This window comes from Microbacterium sp. TNHR37B (assembly GCF_001620065.1).
Lineage (GTDB): Bacteria > Actinomycetota > Actinomycetes > Actinomycetales > Microbacteriaceae > Microbacterium.
In genome coordinates, this window is sequence record NZ_LQGV01000001.1 from 548,960 (window position 1) to 566,252 (window position 17,293).

General features: G+C 67.9%; 16 protein-coding genes and 2 tRNA genes. 5 read left to right on the top strand and 13 right to left on the bottom strand.

Annotation, left to right across the window (positions count from 1 at the left end; genetic code table 11):
- Positions 1 to 49: 49 nt before the first annotated feature.
- Positions 50 to 2,620, top strand: coding sequence for a valine--tRNA ligase (valS, locus tag AVP41_RS02625; protein ID WP_067160361.1), 2,571 nt, complete (start codon positions 50 to 52; stop codon positions 2,618 to 2,620).
- 1 nt (position 2,621) lies between these two features.
- The gene (locus tag AVP41_RS02630; RefSeq protein WP_067160365.1) at positions 2,622 to 2,870 is read left to right on the top strand and encodes a hypothetical protein; all 249 of its coding nucleotides are present in this window, start codon (positions 2,622 to 2,624) and stop codon (positions 2,868 to 2,870) included.
- Here the strand turns inward: AVP41_RS02630 and AVP41_RS02635 are convergent.
- Both AVP41_RS02635 and AVP41_RS02640 read right to left on the bottom strand, forming a co-directional pair.
- A complete protein-coding gene (locus AVP41_RS02635) occupies positions 2,820 to 4,187 on the bottom strand; it encodes an MFS transporter (protein ID WP_067160368.1) in 1,368 nt (455 codons plus the stop codon). The two genes, AVP41_RS02630 and AVP41_RS02635, sit on opposite strands and share 51 nt — an antisense overlap.
- A 1-nt stretch (position 4,188) precedes the next feature.
- Positions 4,189 to 4,785, bottom strand: coding sequence for a winged helix-turn-helix domain-containing protein (locus tag AVP41_RS02640; protein WP_067160371.1), 597 nt, complete (start codon positions 4,783 to 4,785; stop codon positions 4,189 to 4,191).
- 82 nt (positions 4,786 to 4,867) lie between these two features.
- Between AVP41_RS02640 and AVP41_RS02645 the strand changes: the two genes are divergently transcribed.
- Positions 4,868 to 6,943: a M3 family metallopeptidase gene (locus AVP41_RS02645; protein WP_067160374.1), complete on the top strand. Its 2,076-nt coding sequence runs from the start codon at positions 4,868 to 4,870 to the stop codon at positions 6,941 to 6,943.
- 7 nt (positions 6,944 to 6,950) lie between these two features.
- Here the strand turns inward: AVP41_RS02645 and AVP41_RS02650 are convergent, their stop codons facing one another.
- The 6 genes from AVP41_RS02650 to AVP41_RS02675 all read right to left on the bottom strand — a co-directional run bounded on the left by AVP41_RS02650 (position 6,951) and on the right by AVP41_RS02675 (position 12,126).
- Positions 6,951 to 7,511 carry a dihydrofolate reductase family protein gene (locus AVP41_RS02650; RefSeq protein ID WP_067160376.1) on the bottom strand — a complete coding sequence of 187 codons (561 nt, stop codon included), beginning with the start codon at positions 7,509 to 7,511 and terminating at the stop codon, positions 6,951 to 6,953.
- A 65-nt stretch (positions 7,512 to 7,576) separates the two neighbouring features.
- Positions 7,577 to 8,845, bottom strand: a complete 1,269-nt coding sequence (gene clpX / locus AVP41_RS02655) for an ATP-dependent Clp protease ATP-binding subunit ClpX (protein ID WP_067160379.1) — start codon at positions 8,843 to 8,845, stop codon at positions 7,577 to 7,579.
- A gap of 204 nt (positions 8,846 to 9,049) precedes the next feature.
- Entirely contained in the window at positions 9,050 to 9,715 is a 666-nt protein-coding gene (locus tag AVP41_RS02660) for an ATP-dependent Clp protease proteolytic subunit (RefSeq protein ID WP_067160382.1), read from the bottom strand.
- Positions 9,716 to 9,733: 18 nt separating this feature from the next.
- Complete coding sequence (locus AVP41_RS02665) at positions 9,734 to 10,318, bottom strand: ATP-dependent Clp protease proteolytic subunit (protein WP_067160384.1); 585 nt, start codon at positions 10,316 to 10,318, stop codon at positions 9,734 to 9,736.
- 189 nt (positions 10,319 to 10,507) lie between these two features.
- On the bottom strand, positions 10,508 to 11,977 hold the full coding sequence (gene tig, locus AVP41_RS02670; RefSeq protein ID WP_067160387.1) for a trigger factor: 1,470 nt from the start codon (positions 11,975 to 11,977) through the stop codon (positions 10,508 to 10,510).
- Between the two features lie 72 nt (positions 11,978 to 12,049).
- Positions 12,050 to 12,126: transfer RNA gene (locus AVP41_RS02675), tRNA-Pro, on the bottom strand.
- A gap of 91 nt (positions 12,127 to 12,217) precedes the next feature.
- Here AVP41_RS02675 and AVP41_RS02680 point away from each other — a divergent pair.
- Positions 12,218 to 12,291: transfer RNA gene (locus AVP41_RS02680), tRNA-Gly, on the top strand.
- Positions 12,292 to 12,339: 48 nt separating this feature from the next.
- Here the strand turns inward: AVP41_RS02680 and AVP41_RS02685 are convergent.
- The gene (locus AVP41_RS02685) at positions 12,340 to 12,876 is read right to left on the bottom strand and encodes a gamma carbonic anhydrase family protein (RefSeq protein WP_067160390.1); all 537 of its coding nucleotides are present in this window, start codon (positions 12,874 to 12,876) and stop codon (positions 12,340 to 12,342) included.
- Between the two features lie 155 nt (positions 12,877 to 13,031).
- Between AVP41_RS02685 and AVP41_RS02690 the strand changes: the two genes are divergently transcribed.
- Positions 13,032 to 13,514 carry a Dps family protein gene (locus tag AVP41_RS02690; protein WP_067160393.1) on the top strand — a complete coding sequence of 161 codons (483 nt, stop codon included), beginning with the start codon at positions 13,032 to 13,034 and terminating at the stop codon, positions 13,512 to 13,514.
- Positions 13,515 to 13,575: 61 nt separating this feature from the next.
- On the opposite strand, the gene AVP41_RS02695 is transcribed toward AVP41_RS02690, so the two are convergent.
- From AVP41_RS02695 to AVP41_RS02710, 4 genes are read right to left on the bottom strand one after another with little or no spacing between them, the layout of a single operon-like run.
- Entirely contained in the window at positions 13,576 to 15,081 is a 1,506-nt protein-coding gene (locus AVP41_RS02695) for an amidohydrolase (protein WP_067160396.1), read from the bottom strand.
- Positions 15,078 to 15,728 (bottom strand): FMN-binding negative transcriptional regulator, encoded by a 651-nt coding sequence (locus AVP41_RS02700; RefSeq protein WP_067160399.1) that lies wholly within the window; start codon positions 15,726 to 15,728, stop codon positions 15,078 to 15,080. Before AVP41_RS02700 ends, AVP41_RS02695 begins: the two co-directional genes overlap by 4 nt.
- Before the next feature lie 34 nt (positions 15,729 to 15,762).
- Complete coding sequence (locus AVP41_RS02705) at positions 15,763 to 16,758, bottom strand: Fpg/Nei family DNA glycosylase (protein ID WP_067160403.1); 996 nt, start codon at positions 16,756 to 16,758, stop codon at positions 15,763 to 15,765.
- A complete protein-coding gene (locus AVP41_RS02710; RefSeq protein ID WP_067160406.1) occupies positions 16,758 to 17,246 on the bottom strand; it encodes a ribose-5-phosphate isomerase in 489 nt (162 codons plus the stop codon). Before AVP41_RS02710 ends, AVP41_RS02705 begins: the two co-directional genes overlap by 1 nt.
- Positions 17,247 to 17,293 lie beyond the last annotated feature (47 nt).

Here is a 17,293-nt window from a genome sequence, read left to right on the forward strand (position 1 = left end):
ATTCAGGCACGCTGACACAGTGCCGCACATACCGTTCGAGGAGAGACCCATGCCGCAGATTCCCGACAAGCCCGCGCTGGAAGGCCTCGAGCAGAAGTGGGATGCCGAATGGTCCGCACGGGGCACGTACCTCTTCGACCGTGAGGCCGCAAAGGCCGTCGGGCGCCCGGGTGTGTTCTCGGTCGACACTCCGCCGCCGACCGCGTCGGGCTCGCTGCACATCGGCCACGTCTTCAGCTACACCCACACCGATGTGAAGGTCCGCTTCGAGCGGATGCGGGGCAAGACGGTGTTCTACCCGATGGGATGGGACGACAACGGCCTGCCGACCGAACGCCGAGTCCAGAACTACTACGGGGTGCGCTGCGACCCCTCCCTTCCCTACGACGCCGACTTCACGCCGCCGTTCGCCGGAGACGCCAAGAGCCTCAAGCCGGCCGACCAGGTGCCGATCAGCCGCCGGAACTTCATCGAACTCTGTGAAGAGCTGACTCTCCAGGACGAGAAGCAGTTCGAGGACCTCTTCCGCCAGCTCGGTCTGTCGGTCGACTGGACCCAGACCTACCGGACCATCTCCGACGAGACGATCCGCACTAGCCAGCTGGCCTTCCTCCGCAACCTCGAACGGGGCGAGGCCTATCAGGCGCTCGCACCGACCCTGTGGGACATCGACTTCCGCTCGGCCATCGCGCAGGCAGAGCTCGAAGATCGCGAGCAGCAGGCCGCCTACCACCGCATCGCCTTCCACAAGACCGACGGCTCGGGCGACATCCACATCGAGACCACGCGACCCGAGTTGCTCGCCGCGTGTGTCGCGCTGGTGGCCAACCCCGACGACGAGCGCTATCAGCCCGTGTTCGGCACGACGGTGCGCACGCCCGTCTTCGATGTCGAGGTGCCCGTCCTCGCCCATCCCTTGGCGCAGAAGGACAAGGGCTCGGGGATCGCCATGATCTGCACCTTCGGCGACGTCACCGACATCATCTGGTGGCGCGAGCTCGATCTCCCGAACCGCACGATCCTCGGCAAGGACGGGCGCGTGCTCCCGGACGCCCCCGACGCGATCGTCTCGGAGGAAGGCAAGGCCGCCTATGCCGAGCTGGCGGGGAAGACCGTCTTCAGCGCCAAGAAGCGTATGGTCGAGCTGCTGGAGGAGTCGGGTGAGCTCATCCAGGTGTCGGCCCCGTTCGCGCACCCCGTCAAGTTCTACGAGAAGGGCGACCGTCCGCTGGAGATCGTCTCCACCAGGCAGTGGTACCTGCGCAACGGCGCCCGTGATGCCGACTTCCGCGCCCGTCTCATCGAGCTCGGTCGGGAGATGGGATGGCACCCGGACTTCATGCGTGTGCGCTACGAGAACTGGACCAACGGCCTGACGGGCGACTGGCTGGTCTCGCGGCAGCGGTTCTTCGGCGTGCCCATCCCGGTGTGGTACGGCCTGGACGAGAACGGGGAGCGCGACTATGCACGTGTGATCACGCCCGACCTGGGACAGCTGCCGGTCGATCCGACGATCGACGTGCCGGCCGGTTACGACGAGTCGCAGCGCGGTGTCCCGGGCGGGTTCGAGGCCGAGAAGGACATCTTCGACACGTGGGCGACATCGTCGCTCACCCCGCAGCTCGCGGGAGGCTGGCAGCGCGACGACGAGCTCTGGTCGCTCGTGGCGCCGTTCGACGTGCGTCCTCAGGGCCAGGACATCATCCGCACGTGGCTCTTCTCGACGATGGTCCGTTCGGCCCTGGAAGACGGCCGCGCGCCGTGGTCCGACGCCGCGATCTCCGGCTTCATCGTCGACCCCGACCGCAAGAAGATGTCGAAGTCGAAGGGAAACGTCGTCACGCCCGCCGACATCCTCTCCTCGCACGGCACCGACGCGGTGCGCTATTGGGCGGCGTCCAGCCGGCTGGGGGCGGACGCGGCCTTTGATCCGCAGAACCCGACACAGGTGAAGATCGGACGCCGGCTGGCGATCAAGGTGCTCAACGCCGCGAAGTTCGTGTTGTCCTTCCCCGTGCCCGACGAGGCGCGCATCACCCACGACCTCGATGCGTCGATGCTCGCGACGCTCGACCGGGTCGTTCGCGAGGCGACCCGCGCGTACGAGGAGTTCGACCACGCGCGTGCGCTCGAACTCACCGAGGCCTTCTTCTGGACGTTCTGCGACGACTACCTCGAGCTCGTCAAGGAGCGCGCCTACGACCAAACGGATGCGGGGCAACCCTCGGCGGCGTTGGCGCTGCGACTGGCGCTCTCGTCTCTGCTCCGACTTCTCGCACCGGTCCTCTCGTTCGCGACGGAGGAGGCGTGGTCCTGGTTCGAGGAGGGCTCGATCCACACCGCCGCGTGGCCCGCTCCGCTCGAGATCGAGGGGAACCCTGCGGTCCTGCGGATCGTCGGGGAGGCGCTGATCGGAGTGAGGCGCGCCAAGACCGAGGCCAAGGCCTCGCAGAAGACCCCCGTCGAGACGGTCACCCTGTCGGGGCCCGACGACGTGCTCGCCGCTCTGCAATCGGCCGAGGGCGACCTCAAGGCCGTCGGCCGGATCGCCCAGGTCTCGTACCAGAGCGCGGATGAGTTCTCGGTCAGCGGCGTCGTGCTGGCCCCGGTGGAGGGCTGACATGCGATTGGGGACGCGCTGGCTCAGCGGCGATCCGGTTCCTGCGGCCGTGCCGAGCGAGCTCCACGCCCAGATCGCGGCGGTCGACACGGCGATCGCCCGTGACCTCCTCGGTCAGCCGCGGCCGTCGTGGACGCTGACCTTCTTGGAGAACCGGCCCGTCGCAGAGCTGGACACCGGAGTGCTCGTGGAGCTCACCTCATCGGGCGAGGTCGTCGTGCGGCACGACATCGACGACGACTTCGCCTGAGTCGTCGCCGGGCGCAGAATCCGCCTCCGCGCCCGCTCGACGGGTGCCGCCGACGACGAGCGGAAGGGCGAGGAGAGACACCGCGACCACGACCGCTCCGCCGATCCAGAACGGCAGGCGCAGGTCGATGCGACCCACCATGCCCCCGACGAGCGTGGCGACGGGAAACAGGCCCCACGTCACGGTGCGGATGACGCCCAGGACGCGCCCGAAGATCTCCTGAGGGACGATCTGCTGCCGGAGGCTCCCCCACGGCACGTTCCACACCGACACCGCTGCGGCGGAGACGGCGAACACCGCGACGGCGACCCAGGCCGTCGGAGCGAGGCCGGTCAGCACGAGAGTGATGCCGGTCGTGATCATGGCGACAGCCATCACCGGGCCCCGCCCGAAGCGACTGACGAGGCGAGAGGCCACGAGAGAACCGAGGAGGGCGCCCGCTCCGATGCCGGCGGTGACGAACCCGACGGCGACGAGCGGCACGTCGAGGGTGTCGAGGAAGAAGAGGATGAGCACGGCCTGCGCGAACGCCAGCGAGGAGCCGATGACGGACGTGAAGACCACCATCGCCCGCAGATAGCGGTGGTCCCAGAGATAGCGCAGAGCCTCGCGCGTCGTGATCGGTGCGGGGGCGAGGGCACCCGTGAGCGGCTCCAGCACGGCGCCCGCCGCCAGGTCGCCGTCATCGCGCGCGGATGCCTGCGGCCGATCGCGCAGCGGTCGTGCGGCCGACAGCGGAAGGAACAGCGCGAGGGCGATCGGGATCAGATAGCCGGCGCCCCCCACCCAGAGGGGCAGTGCCAGCGCCGCCGCGAAGAGCACCCCGGCGATCGGTGTGGCGATGAAGCTGTCGATCGTCACCTGGGCGGCCTGCATCCAACCGTTGGCTCGATCGAGTTGGTCACGCCGCACGACGCCAGGGATCACCGCGCTCGTGGCGTTGTCGAACAGCGTCTCCCCCAGGCCGAAGATGACCGTCGCGACGAAGAGCGCCCACAGTGACAGCTGGCCGCTGACGGCGAGGACCGCGAGCCACACGGCCACCCCGCCACGGAGGGCGTTGGCGAGTGCCATGATCACGCGCCGGTCGTAGCGGTCGACGATCATCCCCGCGGGCAATCCGAAGACGAGCCAAGGGAGAAACGCCAGAGCGCCGATGACCGAGATCAGCAGAGGATCGCGCGTGAGGGTGGTGGCGGCCAGCGGAACGGCCGTCCGTCCCAGACCGTCGGCGAGGTTGCTGAACGCGGCTGCGGTCCAGAGCTTGCGGAAGTCGCCGCCCAGAGGCAGGCGGCGGGTGGTCGATGAATCGCGCATGTCAGTTGCTCTCAGGAGGGAGGGGAAAGAGGTCGACGCGGAGCGAGAAGGGAACGACGCCTTCGCCCTCCTGGTCACGGAAGCGATCGCTCGCGTCGCTCAGGACCTTCGTGAGCTGTTCTGCGAGCTCACGGGCCTGCTCTTCGGTCACGCGGATCGTCGTGCTGGAGATCACCGCTGCGGCGTCGTACAGGTCTTCCGGGGTCTTGATGCTGTCGCCGACATACCGCATGAGCTGCTGATGCCGGCGGTTGAGGAACTCGCTCATGATGACCTGGGTGGCCGCTCGCCCGGACGGGGTCTTCATCACGGCGGGGTTGGTGAAGGAGACAGAGCCTCTCGGCCGCTCCCACCAGCGTTCCCTCGCCGACCCTCGGCCGGCGACCTCCCGGATCAGATCGTGCTTGGCGAGCGCCCGGAGGTGATAGCTCGTGGCCCCCGATGACTCCCCCGTCAGCTGTGCGAGTGAGCTCGCGGTCTGCGGACCGAACTGGGAAAGGATGTCGTACATCCGCACTCGCAGAGGGTGGGCGAGCGCCCGCAGGGCGCCAGCGTCGAGCACGCGTTCGGGGCTGGGGATGTCGGCCGGTTCGGTCATGAGTGCAAAGATACCTTTGCAAGCTATACTTTGCAAAGAACTCTTTGTCCAGAGCGAAGCGAGCCGCACCTAGGCTGGACGCATGACGGATGCCTCCTTGTCCAGCCCCCTCCTCTCTCTCGTCTCCGAGTTGCCGTACGGCCTGCCGGACTACCGCGCCATCCGTGTCGAGCACTATCTGCCGGCCTTCGAGCACGCGTTCGCCGAGCATCGTCGAGAGATCGAGGCGATCACGCGGGTGCGGTCGATGCCCACCTTCGACAACACGATGCTTCCTCTAGAGCGCTCGGGGGCGCTTCTCGGACGCATCGCGAGGACGTTCTACACGGTGTCTTCGGCCGACGCGACACCCGAGATCCAGGCCATCGATGAAGCCCTGGCCCCCCTGATGGCCGCGCACCACGACGCCATCCAGCTCGATCCCTCGCTCTTCTGGCGTATCCGCACCCTTCACGAGCAGCTCGAGAGCCTGGACCTCGACGACGAGTCTCGCTACCTCGTGGAACGCCATTTCCGCGAGATGTCGCACGCAGGAGCCGGACTCGACGACGAGCAGAAGGTCCGTCTGACGGCGCTCAACCAGCGCCTGTCCGTGCTGACGACGACCTTCGAGAAGAACCTGCTCGCCGATACCAACGATCTCGCCGTCGTCTTCGACGAGGCTGAGGAACTGGACGGTCTGACCACGGGTGAACTCTCCGCGGCCGCGCGGGCAGCAACCGAGCGCGGCCTCGAGGGCAAGTATGTCGTGACGCTGACGCTCTTCACCGGTCACCCCTATCTCTCCACGCTCACCCGGCGACAGAGCCGCCAGCGCATCATGACGGCATCTCGCTCGCGAGGCTCCCGCGGCAACGCCAACGACAATCGCGGTGTGCTGCGGGAGATCGTGCGCCTGCGCGCCGAACGGGCGGCGCTCCTCGGGTTCGACAGCCACGCGGCGTATGTCACCAGCGACGAGACGGCGGGCACTCCCGGTGCCGTTCACGACATGCTGCGCCGCCTGGCGCGCCCCGCCGCGGCCAACGCGCGCGACGAGCAGCGTGCGTTGCAGGAGATCATCGACGCGAGCGACACGCCGTTCTCCCTCGACGCCCATGACTGGGCGTACTACACCGAGCGTGTCCGCGCGGCGCGATTCGACCTGGACCACACGGCCCTCCGCCCCTGGTTCGAGGCGGAGCGGGTGCTCGTAGACGGCGTCTTCCGCGCCGCGACGGCGCTGTACGGCGTGACCTTCACGGAACGCCCGGACATCCCGGGATACCACCCGGACGTGCGGGTGTTCGAGGTGATCGAGGAGGACGGTACCGGGCTGGGGCTCTACCTTCTCGATCTGTACACGCGCGACACCAAACGGGGCGGGGCGTGGATGAACTCCATCGTTACGCAGTCCCGGCCGGAGGGAACCGCCCCCGTCGTGGTCAACAATCTCAATGTCCCGAAGCCCGCGACGGGCGAGCCGACGCTGTTGACACTCGACGAGGTCACCACGCTCTTCCACGAGTTCGGGCATGCGCTGCACGGGCTGTTCGCCTCGGTGACCTACCCGCACTTCGCCGGGACGAACGTGCGGCGTGATTTCGTGGAGTTCCCGAGCCAAGTCAACGAGATGTGGATCCTGTGGCCGGAGATCCTCGCGGCGTACGCGACGCACGTCGACACGGGAGAACCTCTCAGCGACGACGTGGTGGCCAGGTTGCACGCCTCGGAACGCTTCAATCAGGGGTTCGCGACGAGCGAGTACCTCGCGGCGTCGTGGATCGACCAGGCGTGGCACTCGCTCGATGTCGACTCCGCCGCGGCGGACATCGACGTCGCAGACTTCGAAGCCCGCGCGCTCGCAGAGGTCGGCCTCGACAATCCGCTGGTGCCGACGCGATACTCGTCGACCTACTTCGCCCACGTGTTCTCGGGCGGCTACAGCGCGGGCTACTACTCCTACATCTGGAGCGAAGTGCTCGACGCTGACACCGTCGAGTGGTTCCGTGAGAACGGCGGTCTCACCCGCGCGAACGGGGAGCGGTTCCGTCGGCGGCTGCTCGGCGTGGGCGGTGCGAAGGATCCGCTGGAGGCCTACCGGGACTTCCGCGGTCGCGACGCCCGCATCGAGCCCCTATTGGCCCGACGCGGGCTCGACGCGGCGTCCGAAGCCTGATCGCGCGTCAACCCGACCTCTCCACGCGGTACACCACACGCGCGAATTGGCCCGCCGCCGTCGCCGACACCAGTCGGAGGGAGGAGGCCTCGACCCGCCGCGGGAGCAGCGGGGCGCCGCCGGTCAGGAGCACCGGCGCGAAGGAGACCGCGATCTCGTCGAGTTCCCCGGCGTCGAGGAACTGACCGGCCAGGTCGCCCCCTCCGACCACCCAGATGTCTCCCTCCCCCGCGGCGTCGCGAATCGCGGGCATGGCCTGCCGGACATCGTCGGAGACGAACCGCACATCGGCGCCCTCGGGGACGGGCAGAGACCGGCGGGTGAAGACGAACGTCGGCCGATCTCCGTGGAACTCCTGCCAACGGTCGGGGTGGGTCAACAGGTCGGACTCCCGAAGGAGCCATTCGTAGGTCGTGGAGCCTTCCACCAGCACGCTCGCGTTCTGCGGCAGCAACGATGCGTCGGGCTCGGTTCCGCCGTCGACGTCGAAGAGCCATTGCAGCGAGTTCTGCTCATCGGCGATCCAGCCGTTGAGCGACGAAGCGGTATCGAAGAGGACGCGAGTCATCCCGTCAGCCTAGGAGCTCCCTCCGACACCGGCTCGCGCCCGTCCCCCGGACGGGAGACGGGCGGTCAGGCGCTCTTGCGCTTCTGGCGCAGCACGAGCGTGGGAGGAGCCCCCTCGTTCACTGCCGCTCGCGTGACGATCACCTTGTCGACGTCTTCGGTGGACGGAATCTCGAACATGATCGGACCGAGGACATCCTCCAGAATCGCCCGCAGACCGCGTGCGCCCGTCTTGCGAGCCACGGCGAGATCCGCGATCGCGCGCAGGGCGTCGTCTTCGAACTCCAACTGCACGCCGTCGAGCTCGAACATGCGCTGATACTGCTTCACGAACGCGTTCTTGGGGCCCGTAAGGATCTCGATCAGCGCCTTCTGGTCAAGCGGCGACACCGACGTGACGACCGGAAGGCGACCGATGAACTCGGGGATGAGTCCGAACTTGTGGAGGTCTTCGGGCTGAACCTCGCTGAACAGGTCGAGGTCCTTGCCCTTCTCATGGAGCGGAGCGCCGAACCCCACCCCGTGCTTGCCCACGCGGGACGAGATGATCTCCTCCAGTCCGGCGAAGGCGCCGGCGACGATGAAGAGCACATTCGTCGTGTCGATCTGGATGAACTCCTGGTGCGGGTGCTTGCGCCCGCCCTGCGGGGGCACGGAGGCGACGGTGCCTTCGAGGATCTTCAGGAGTGCCTGCTGGACGCCTTCGCCGGAGACGTCGCGCGTGATCGAGGGGTTCTCGGCCTTACGGGCGATCTTGTCCACCTCGTCGATGTAGATGATGCCCGTCTCTGCACGCTTCACGTCGAAGTCGGCAGCCTGCAGGAGCTTCAGCAGGATGTTCTCGACGTCCTCTCCCACGTACCCGGCTTCGGTGAGCGCGGTGGCGTCGGCGACGGCGAACGGAACGTTCAGGCGCTTGGCGAGAGTCTGCGCCAGGTAGGTCTTTCCGCAGCCGGTGGGTCCGAGCAACAGGATGTTGCTCTTGGCGATCTCGACCTCGTCGGCGCGCTGCTCCGCGGGCTGGAGCGTCCCGTGCGCGCGCACGCGCTTGTAGTGGTTGTACACGGCAACGGCGAGGGCCCGCTTGGCGGGATCCTGCCCGACGACGTACTCCTCCAAGAAGGAGAAGATCTCCCGCGGCTTGGGGAGGTCGAACTCGGCGACGGCACCGTCGGTCGATTCCGCCATGCGCTCTTCGATGATCTCGTTGCACAGCTCGACGCATTCGTCGCAGATGTAGACGCCAGGGCCCGCGATGAGCTGCTGGACCTGCTTCTGGCTCTTGCCGCAGAAGGAGCATTTGAACAGATCGGCGCTCTCACCGATTCGTGCCATGATCAACCTCCTGTGCCCCGACCGGCCACCCGAGTCGCGGTGCTTATCATCCAGGCAATTCCCAGAACCTGTTCGAGCCTAACCTCTGGCAGAGACATGGCGGCGGATTGAGACGGGTCTGTCACCCGGGGCTCGCTCGATGACACGGCGGAGGGCCCCGACGATGTGTCGGGGCCCTCCGTCTGCGCAGCTGTACCGGTTGTGTTACGCCGTGATCGCCGCAGGGGTGCGCTTGCGCGACGTGAGCACCTGGTCGACGATGCCGTACTCGAGGGCTTCAGCCGCGGAAAGGATCTTGTCGCGATCGATGTCCTTGTTCACCTCGGCCTGCGTCTTCTTCGTGTGACGGGCCATGGTCTCCTCGAGCCACGTGCGCATCCGGAGGATCTCGGCGGCCTGGATCTCGATGTCCGACGCCTGTCCGTGACCGGCCTCGCCGACGGCGGGCTGGTGCATGAGGATGCGGGCGTTGGGGAGGGCGAGGCGCTTGCCGGGAGCACCGGCGGCCAGAAGCACGGACGCGGCGGAGGCGGCCTGGCCGAGAACCACCGTCTGGATCTCGGGAGAGACGTACTGCATGGTGTCGTAGATCGCCGTCATCGCCGTGAAAGAGCCGCCCGGCGAGTTGATGTACATGATGATGTCGCGGTCGGGATCCTGCGATTCCAGCACCAGCAACTGCGCCATCACGTCGTCGGCCGAGGCGTCGTCGACCTGCACGCCGAGGAAGATGACGCGGTCCTCGAACAGCTTGTTGTACGGGTCCTGGCGCTTGTATCCGTACGCGGTGCGCTCCTCGAATTGAGGAAGGATGTAGCGGCTGGACGGCATCTGCACGCCCTGCGGCAGGCCGAAGGTGGGGGTGTTCATTCTGTGTGTCCTCCGGTCTCAGTTCTCGGTGCCGCCGCCGCCGACCACGTCGGTCGCGGACTCACGGATGTGGTCGACGAAGCCGTACTCCAGTGCCTCCTCGGCGCTGAACCAGCGGTCCCGGTCCCCGTCGGCGTTGATCTGCTCGACGCTCTTGCCCGTCTGGGCCGCGGTGATCTCCGCCAGACGCTTCTTCATGTCCAGGATGAGCTGGGCCTGCGTCTGGATGTCGCTCGCGGTACCGCCGAAGCCGCCGTGCGGCTGGTGCAGCAGCACGCGGGCGTTCGGCGTGATGTACCGCTTGCCCTTGGTGCCGGCCGTCAGGAGCAGCTGCCCCATCGAGGCGGCCATGCCGATGCCGACGGTGACGATGTCGTTCGGCACGAACTGCATGGTGTCGTAGATCGCCATACCCGCGGTGATGGAGCCGCCGGGAGAGTTGATGTACAGGTAGATGTCTTTCTCGCTGTCTTCGGCGGCGAGAAGGAGGATCTTGGCGCAGATCTCGTTCGCGTTCTCGTCACGCACCTCCGACCCGAGCCAGATGATGCGGTCTTTCAGCAGCCTGTCGAAGACGCTCGTCGCGACAAGTGGTTCAGCCATGAATGCTCCTGATTCCGGGTGGTCCGTTCGTCATCGAATCTATCGGCGCGCCGAGGGCGACCCGCCCGTGTTCGCCGTCGGCATAGTGCTGCCCGGCGACGGTGATGCGGGCCGGGTCGGCGCCGGGGCCGGAGATGACGGTGGGGCCGGGCACCGAAGCACCCGACCCCACCCATCGATCACGAAGGCTTACTCGCTGTCGGCCTTCTTGGCGGTCGACTTCTTCGCCGGAGCCTTCTTCGCCGGAGCAGCGTCGGCGTCGTCGGCCTTGGCGGCGGCCTTCTTCGCGGGAGCCTTCTTGGCGGCAGGCTTCTTCGCGGGCTTCTCCTCCGCGGCCTCCGCAGTCTCGCCGTCGGCGTCGCCGTCGGTGGACTCTTCGTCCTCCACCGCGATGAAGCCGGTGAGGTCCACGGCCTTGCCGTTGGTGTCCACGACCTTGACCTTGCCGAGCGCGATCGCGAGCGCCTTGTTGCGGGCGACCTCGCCGACCATGAGCGGCAGCTGTCCGTTCTGCTGGAGCGCGTCGACGAACTCCTGGGGCGCCATGCCGTACTGCGCCGCGGACTGGATCAGGTACTGCGTCAGCTCGTCCTGCGACACCTGGACGTTGCTCGACTCGGCGAGCTTGTCGAGGATCATCTGGGTGCGGAACTGCTTCTGGCTGGCCTCGGTGACCTCGGCGCGGTGCTCGTCGTCTTCGAGGCGACCCTCGCCTTCGAGGTGCTGGTGCACCTCGTCCTCGACGAGCTGAGCCGGAACCGGGATGTCGACCTTCTCGATGAGAGCGTCGACGAGCTTGTCGCGCGCGGCGGCGCCCTGCACGTACACCGAGTGCTCGGCGAGGCGGGTGGCGATGCTCTCGCGCAGCTCGGCGATCGTATCGAACTCGCTCGCGATCTGGGCGAAGTCGTCGTCGGCCTCGGCGAGCTCGCGCTCCTTGACCGACGTGACCGTCACGGCCACTTCGGCTTCCTCGCCGGCGTGGTCGCCGCCGACGAGCGTGGAGCGGAACGTGGTCTCCTCACCGGCGGTGAGCGACTCCACGGCCTCGTCGATGCCCTCGAGGAGCTCACCGGAGCCGACCTCGTACGACACGCCCTGGGCGCGGTCGATCTCCTTGCCGTCGATCGTGGCGACGAGGTCGAGCTCGACGAAGTCGCCCGTCGATGCCGGACGGTCCACCGTGACGAGTGTGCCGAACCGGCCGCGCAGACGATCGAGCTCGGCCTCGACGGCGGCGTCGTCGGTCTCCACGGCGTCGACCTCGACGGTGATGTCGTCGAACGACGGAAGCTCGAACTCGGGGCGGACGTCCACCTCGACCTCGACCTTGAGGTCGCCCGAGAAGTCCTTGTCGCTCGGCCACTCGATGATCTCGGCGGACGGGCGGCCCACGATGCGGACCTCGTTGGCGTTGACGGCCTCGCGGTAGAAGCCGTCGAGTCCCTCGCTGACCGCGTGCTCGATGACGGCGCCGCGACCGACACGCTGGTCGATGATCGGAGCGGGGACCTTGCCCTTGCGGAAGCCGGGGATCTGGACGTCCTGAGCGATGTGCTCGTAGGCGTGCGCGATGCTGGGCTTCAGCTCGTCGGGGGTGACCGTGATGTGCAGCTTCACCCGCGTCGGGCTGAGCTTCTCTACGGTGCTGGTGACCATGCCTGTTCGTTCTCCTCGTGTCCAGCCGCGCACACGGGCGCAGCCGCTGGTGGTCTCTGGGTCTGTGGGCCGTGGTCGGGGCGACAGGATTTGAACCTGCGGCCTCCCGCTCCCAAAGCGGGCGCTCTACCAAGCTGAGCTACGCCCCGGGGCGCCGACGATCTCGTGCGTGCACACGGCCGTGTCGAGTCTAGCCGACGAAGCCCTGTACACTGTTCGAGTTGCCGTTCGCACGGCTCCGGGGATGTAGCTCAATGGTAGAGCCTCAGTCTTCCAAACTGATGGTGCGGGTTCGATTCCCGTCATCCCCTCCACATACTGTCGCGACACTCGCGTGTCGCTCACGGTCCCTTGGGGTGCAGCTACACCGGTCGCGCCGCGGCATGCGTCGCTGAGTGAGCGCGGTAGACGTCGGCGTTCCGCAGCAGCGCGTCGCGCTCCTCATCGGTCAGCGAGCGACGCACCTTTGCCGGCACTCCGGCCACGAGCGAGCCGTCCGGAATCTCTGACCCTTCGAGGACGACCGCTCCCCCGGCAACGAGGCACCCGCGACCGATGCGGGCTCCCGAGAGGATCACGCTCCCCATGCCGATGAGCGAGCCGTCGCCGATCGAGCACCCGTGCACGACCGCGTTGTGCCCGACGGAGACGTTCTCACCGATGATGACCGGCGAGCCCGCATCGACGTGGACCGCGACGTTGTCCTGAAGGTTGCTTCCCGCGCCCACCGTGATCGATGCGCTGTCGCCACGCAGCACGGCGTTGTACCAGACGCTGCTCTCCTCATGGAGGGTGACAGCACCGATCAGTCTCGCGCCGGAGGCCACGAAGGCCGACGGATGGAGGACGGGGGCACTGCCCGCAAGGGCGAGGATCGAGGCGTCTTCGGCGATCGTCATACCCCCGAGGCTACACAGCGACCTCTCGCCGGGCCGTGATGAGGACCGCGGAAACACGCGGTAAGACGAGCCTTCTCTTGGTTGCGGAATGCCTGACGCCGAGTAGCGTTTCCTCTAGGGCAGGGCACATCCCCTGCCGACATGGAGGGTGAGAGATGACCAAGACGCAGACCATTCCCGCGACCATCACCGACTCGGAGGCCGCCGCGAGCACCGCTCAGCTGCTGACCCCCGTCGTCCTGGGCCTCCAGGCCCTCGCTGTCAACGGCAAGCAGGCGCACTGGAACGTGCGTGGCGCGAACTTCATCGCCATCCACGAGCTTCTCGACACGCTCGTCGCCAATGCTCAGGGTTTCGCAGACCTCGCCGCCGAGCGGATCGTGGCTCTCGGGCTTCCGATCGACGCGCGTGTGTCGGCCGTCGCCGAGAAGACGACGACGGCCGTGCCGGCGGGCTTCGCCCAGTGGCAGGACGAGATCAAGGCGGTCATCGCCGACATGGACGCGGTGATCGCCGACGTGCAGGCCGCGATCGACGGCCTCGACGAGACCGACCTCACGAGCCAGGACGTCGCCATCGCGATCAAGGCCGGGCTCGACAAGGACCGCTGGTTCCTCTTCGCGCACGTCGCCGAGTGAGACACCGCGAAGGCCCCGGGAGCATCGCCTCCCGGGGCCTTCGTACTGCCTGCGACAACCGTCAGGCGAGGTGCGTGAGACGCCCCTCCAGAAGCGTGGCCGCCACTTCGGTGGCGCGCAGGTCCTGCTCCCCTGCGATCAGCGGGTCGGTATCGACGATGATCAGGTCGGCGGCAAGGCCCGGTTCCAGCGCGTTCCCCGTGGCCGTTCCACCCGCGCTGGAGGCCGCCAGGGCCGTCGCGGCGTCGACGCCCTCCTCGGGTCGCCAGGCGGGACGACCGTCACGGGTGCGGTGGACGGCGGCAGCCATGGTGGCCCAGGGATCCAGCGGTGCCACAGGCGCGTCCGAGCCGAAGAGCAGGGTCGCCCCCGCGTCGGCGAGAGAACGCAGCGGGTAGGCGATCGCGGTCTGGTCGCCCCAGATGGAGTCGGTCATGTCGCGGTCATCGATCGCATGCTCCGGCTGCACGCTGGCAGCCACACCGAGCCGCGCGAAACGGGCGATGTCGGCATGCGCCACAAGCTGCGCATGCTCGATGGTGCCCCGCGCACCGGTGGCGGCGAAGGCGTCGAGCGCGTGGGTGTTCGCCAGGTCTCCGATCGCGTGGACGGCGACATCGAGACCGGACCCGGTGGCGCGTACCAAGAGGTCCTGCAACTGCGCGGGGGGAACGGTGAGGACGCCGTGGTTGTGGGGATCTCCGGGATAGGAGTGGGAGCAGGCCGCCGTGCGTGTGCCGAGCGAGCCGTCGGTGATCACCTTGAGCGGGCCCATCCGTACGAGGCCGGCCGGATCGAGCGCGTCGCCGGTGGCCAGGCCCTCGCCGATCGCACGATCCAGGAGAGCGGGATACACGCCGAACGAGATCCTCGTCGTATCGAACCCTGCGGCCAGCCGACGGGCCCATGCCTCGGCGTTCCACGCCATGTCGAGGTCGACGACGCCGACCACGCCTCGTCGTGCGGCCTCGGCCAGCGCCTCCGCGACCAGGCGATCCCCCACCGCCGGATCGGCCGCATTGAGGCGACGCGACACCTCGAAGGCGAGCTCTTCTCTCAGCACGCCGGTCTCGTCATGCGGCAGACCCTCACGACGAAGCGCGGCGGAGTTCAGCCACACGCTGTGCACGTCCGCGTTGATGAGATAGGTAGGGACGTCTCCACTGCGCGCGTCGAGGAGCTCCAGTGTCATGGCGTCCGGCCACAGGGCATCGCGGAAGCCGGTGCCGACGCGGCGGCCACCGGCGAGGATCGGGGCGTCGGCCATCAACGCGGCGGCGTGGGCGGCCGAGGTCGCCGCGCCCAGTGGCACCCGTTGAGCGACGAGGGCCCATTGGACGGTGTGGACGTGGTGATCCCACAGGCCGCGCGTGACCCACCCGCCGCCCGCATCGATGACCCGTCCGCGGCGCGGGAGAGCTCGCGCGGGCGCGATGTCCACGATCACGCCGTCGCGCACGTGAATGTCCACCGGGTCGGCGCCGAACGGATCGAGGCGTTCGCTCCCCGTCAAACGGGCATCGGCGATGACGTCGACCGTCTCACCGACCGTCACACCCGCGGTCATCGCTTCTCCCTCGCGGCACGAAGGCGGTCGTGTGCGCGCTGCATCTCGGCAGGAAGGCGGGGGTCGGTGTAGGGACCGCTGCCCGCGGAGAGCTCGCGGATGATCGTGTCCACCACCGCGTCGGGCTTGTTCTGGCTGAGCTTTCGCTTTGCGACGACACGGTTCGGAGTCAGTCGGAACCCGACCGTTCCTCTCTCCAGCCCTCGGACGAACGTCTCATCGTTCGGCAGCTCCCACATGCGTCGCGGATGGGGCATCCTCGATTCGAACCGATCGACCAGGCGATCGAGAACCTGGAGGTTCTCCTCTGGGGTGAGGATCTCGGGGGTGCCGCTCAGATGCACCGAGACGAAGTTCCACGTCGGTACCGACGGTGCGTCGCCGTACCACCCCGGAGAGATGTAGCCGTGGGGCCCCTGGAAGATCAGCAACACCTCCCGGTCACCCAAGCCGTGGATGGCGTCATCGGGCCGGCCCACGTGGCCGACGACGGTGAGATCGTCTCGGTCTCGATCGAGGAGCACGGCGTAGTGCGAGGCCACCAGCCCCTCGTCGGTATGACTGACGAGGGTGGCCCACGGATGTTCGTCGATGATCCGGCGGATCTCCGGGACATCGGTCATCGCGAAGCTGGGGTTCTGTCTCATCCCGCCCTCTCGTCGTCGTTCGTGTCGGCCGGTCTCAGCGCTGGCAGGACGGGCACCAGTAGAGCTTCCGCGCCGCCATCTCTTCCACCACGATCTCGGTGCCGCAGATCCGGCAGGGAAGCCCGGCGCGATGGTAGACCCAGTGGCGGTCGTCTCGGCTGCTCATCGCGCGACGGTAGGCCTCCGGATCGAGGTCGTCCATCGTCATCATCTGGCCGGTCTCCACTCCGATGGCCAGCAGCCGCACCCAGTCGCGCCACAGCGCGCGCACCGTCTCCTCGGGTACGTCGCGCCCGGGAGTGTGGGGATTGAGGCGGGCGCGGAAGAGCATCTCCGCGCGGTACACGTTGCCGATCCCGCTCACGACCGTCTGATCCATGAGAAGCAGCCCGATCGGCGTGGGCTTGCGCCTGACCACGCGGGTAAACCGCTCCTCGCCGTCCGCGACGTCACCGACGAGCGGATCCGGGCCGAGCTTCGCGACGGTGGCGAGCATCTCGTCGGGAGTCTGCAGCTGGCATGCCGTCGGACCCCGAAGGTCTGCGCTCGTCACGTCGGTCAGCAGCCGGAGGCGCACCTGCCCCACGATCGGCGGCGGCCAGGTGCCATCCTCGTCGTCCAGGCCACGGGTCTGCTCGCTCATCCGCACGCGACCGCGGGCCTGTCGAGGCGCGCCGATCGAGGTCAGCGAATTCTCGCCCGCCGCATCGAAGACGACCCCCGGGTCGGTCCCCCGCTGGTTCGTCTGACCCATCCGACCGTTCGCCGAGGCGATGGTGGGATCGATCAGGATCTCACCGGCGAAGTCCCACGCGCCGTACATCCCCAGGTGCACCCGGAGCCAGAGGTCGTGGTCGAACTCGAGGAACATCTGCTTGCCGACCGCTCGGACCTCCGTCGGCGTGCGGCCGTCGAGGATCGCTGCCCCCTCCGCGAATCTGCCCTGCGGACTCGTCGCGCCGACACGGCGCCCCACGAAGTTGCGGTCGAACTGACGCGCGATGCGGTGGACGGAGTGACCCTCGGGCATCAGGACGCGCGCGGGTCCGGCTCGAGGGTGCCGTCGGTCTCGTACGCGGCGAGCTGACCGATCCGCCGCGCGTGGCGCTCCTCCCCGGAGAACGGCGTCTGGATGAACCGGTCGATGAACGACACGGCCTCCTCGAAGGTGTGCTGGCGGGCACCGATCGCGATCACGTTCGCGTCGTTGTGCTCGCGCGCGAGCTCGGCGGTCGCGAGATTCCAGGCGAGGGCGGCACGCACGCCGCGGACCTTGTTCGCCGCGATCTGCTCGCCGTTGCCGGAGCCGCCGAAGACGACGCCGAGCGCCTCCCGACCCTCGGCCTGGTCGGCGACAACGGCCTGTGCCGCCCGGATGCAGAACGCGGGGTAGTCATCGAGGGGGTCATACTCGATCGGCCCGTGGTCCACGATGTCGTGTCCCTGTTCCGCGAGGTGGTGCTGCAGACGGGTGGAGAACTCCAACCCCGCGTGGTCGGTCGCGATATGGATGCGCATGGAGACCATCCTAGAGATCCGGCGACCTTCGCCGGCCCGTGACATGA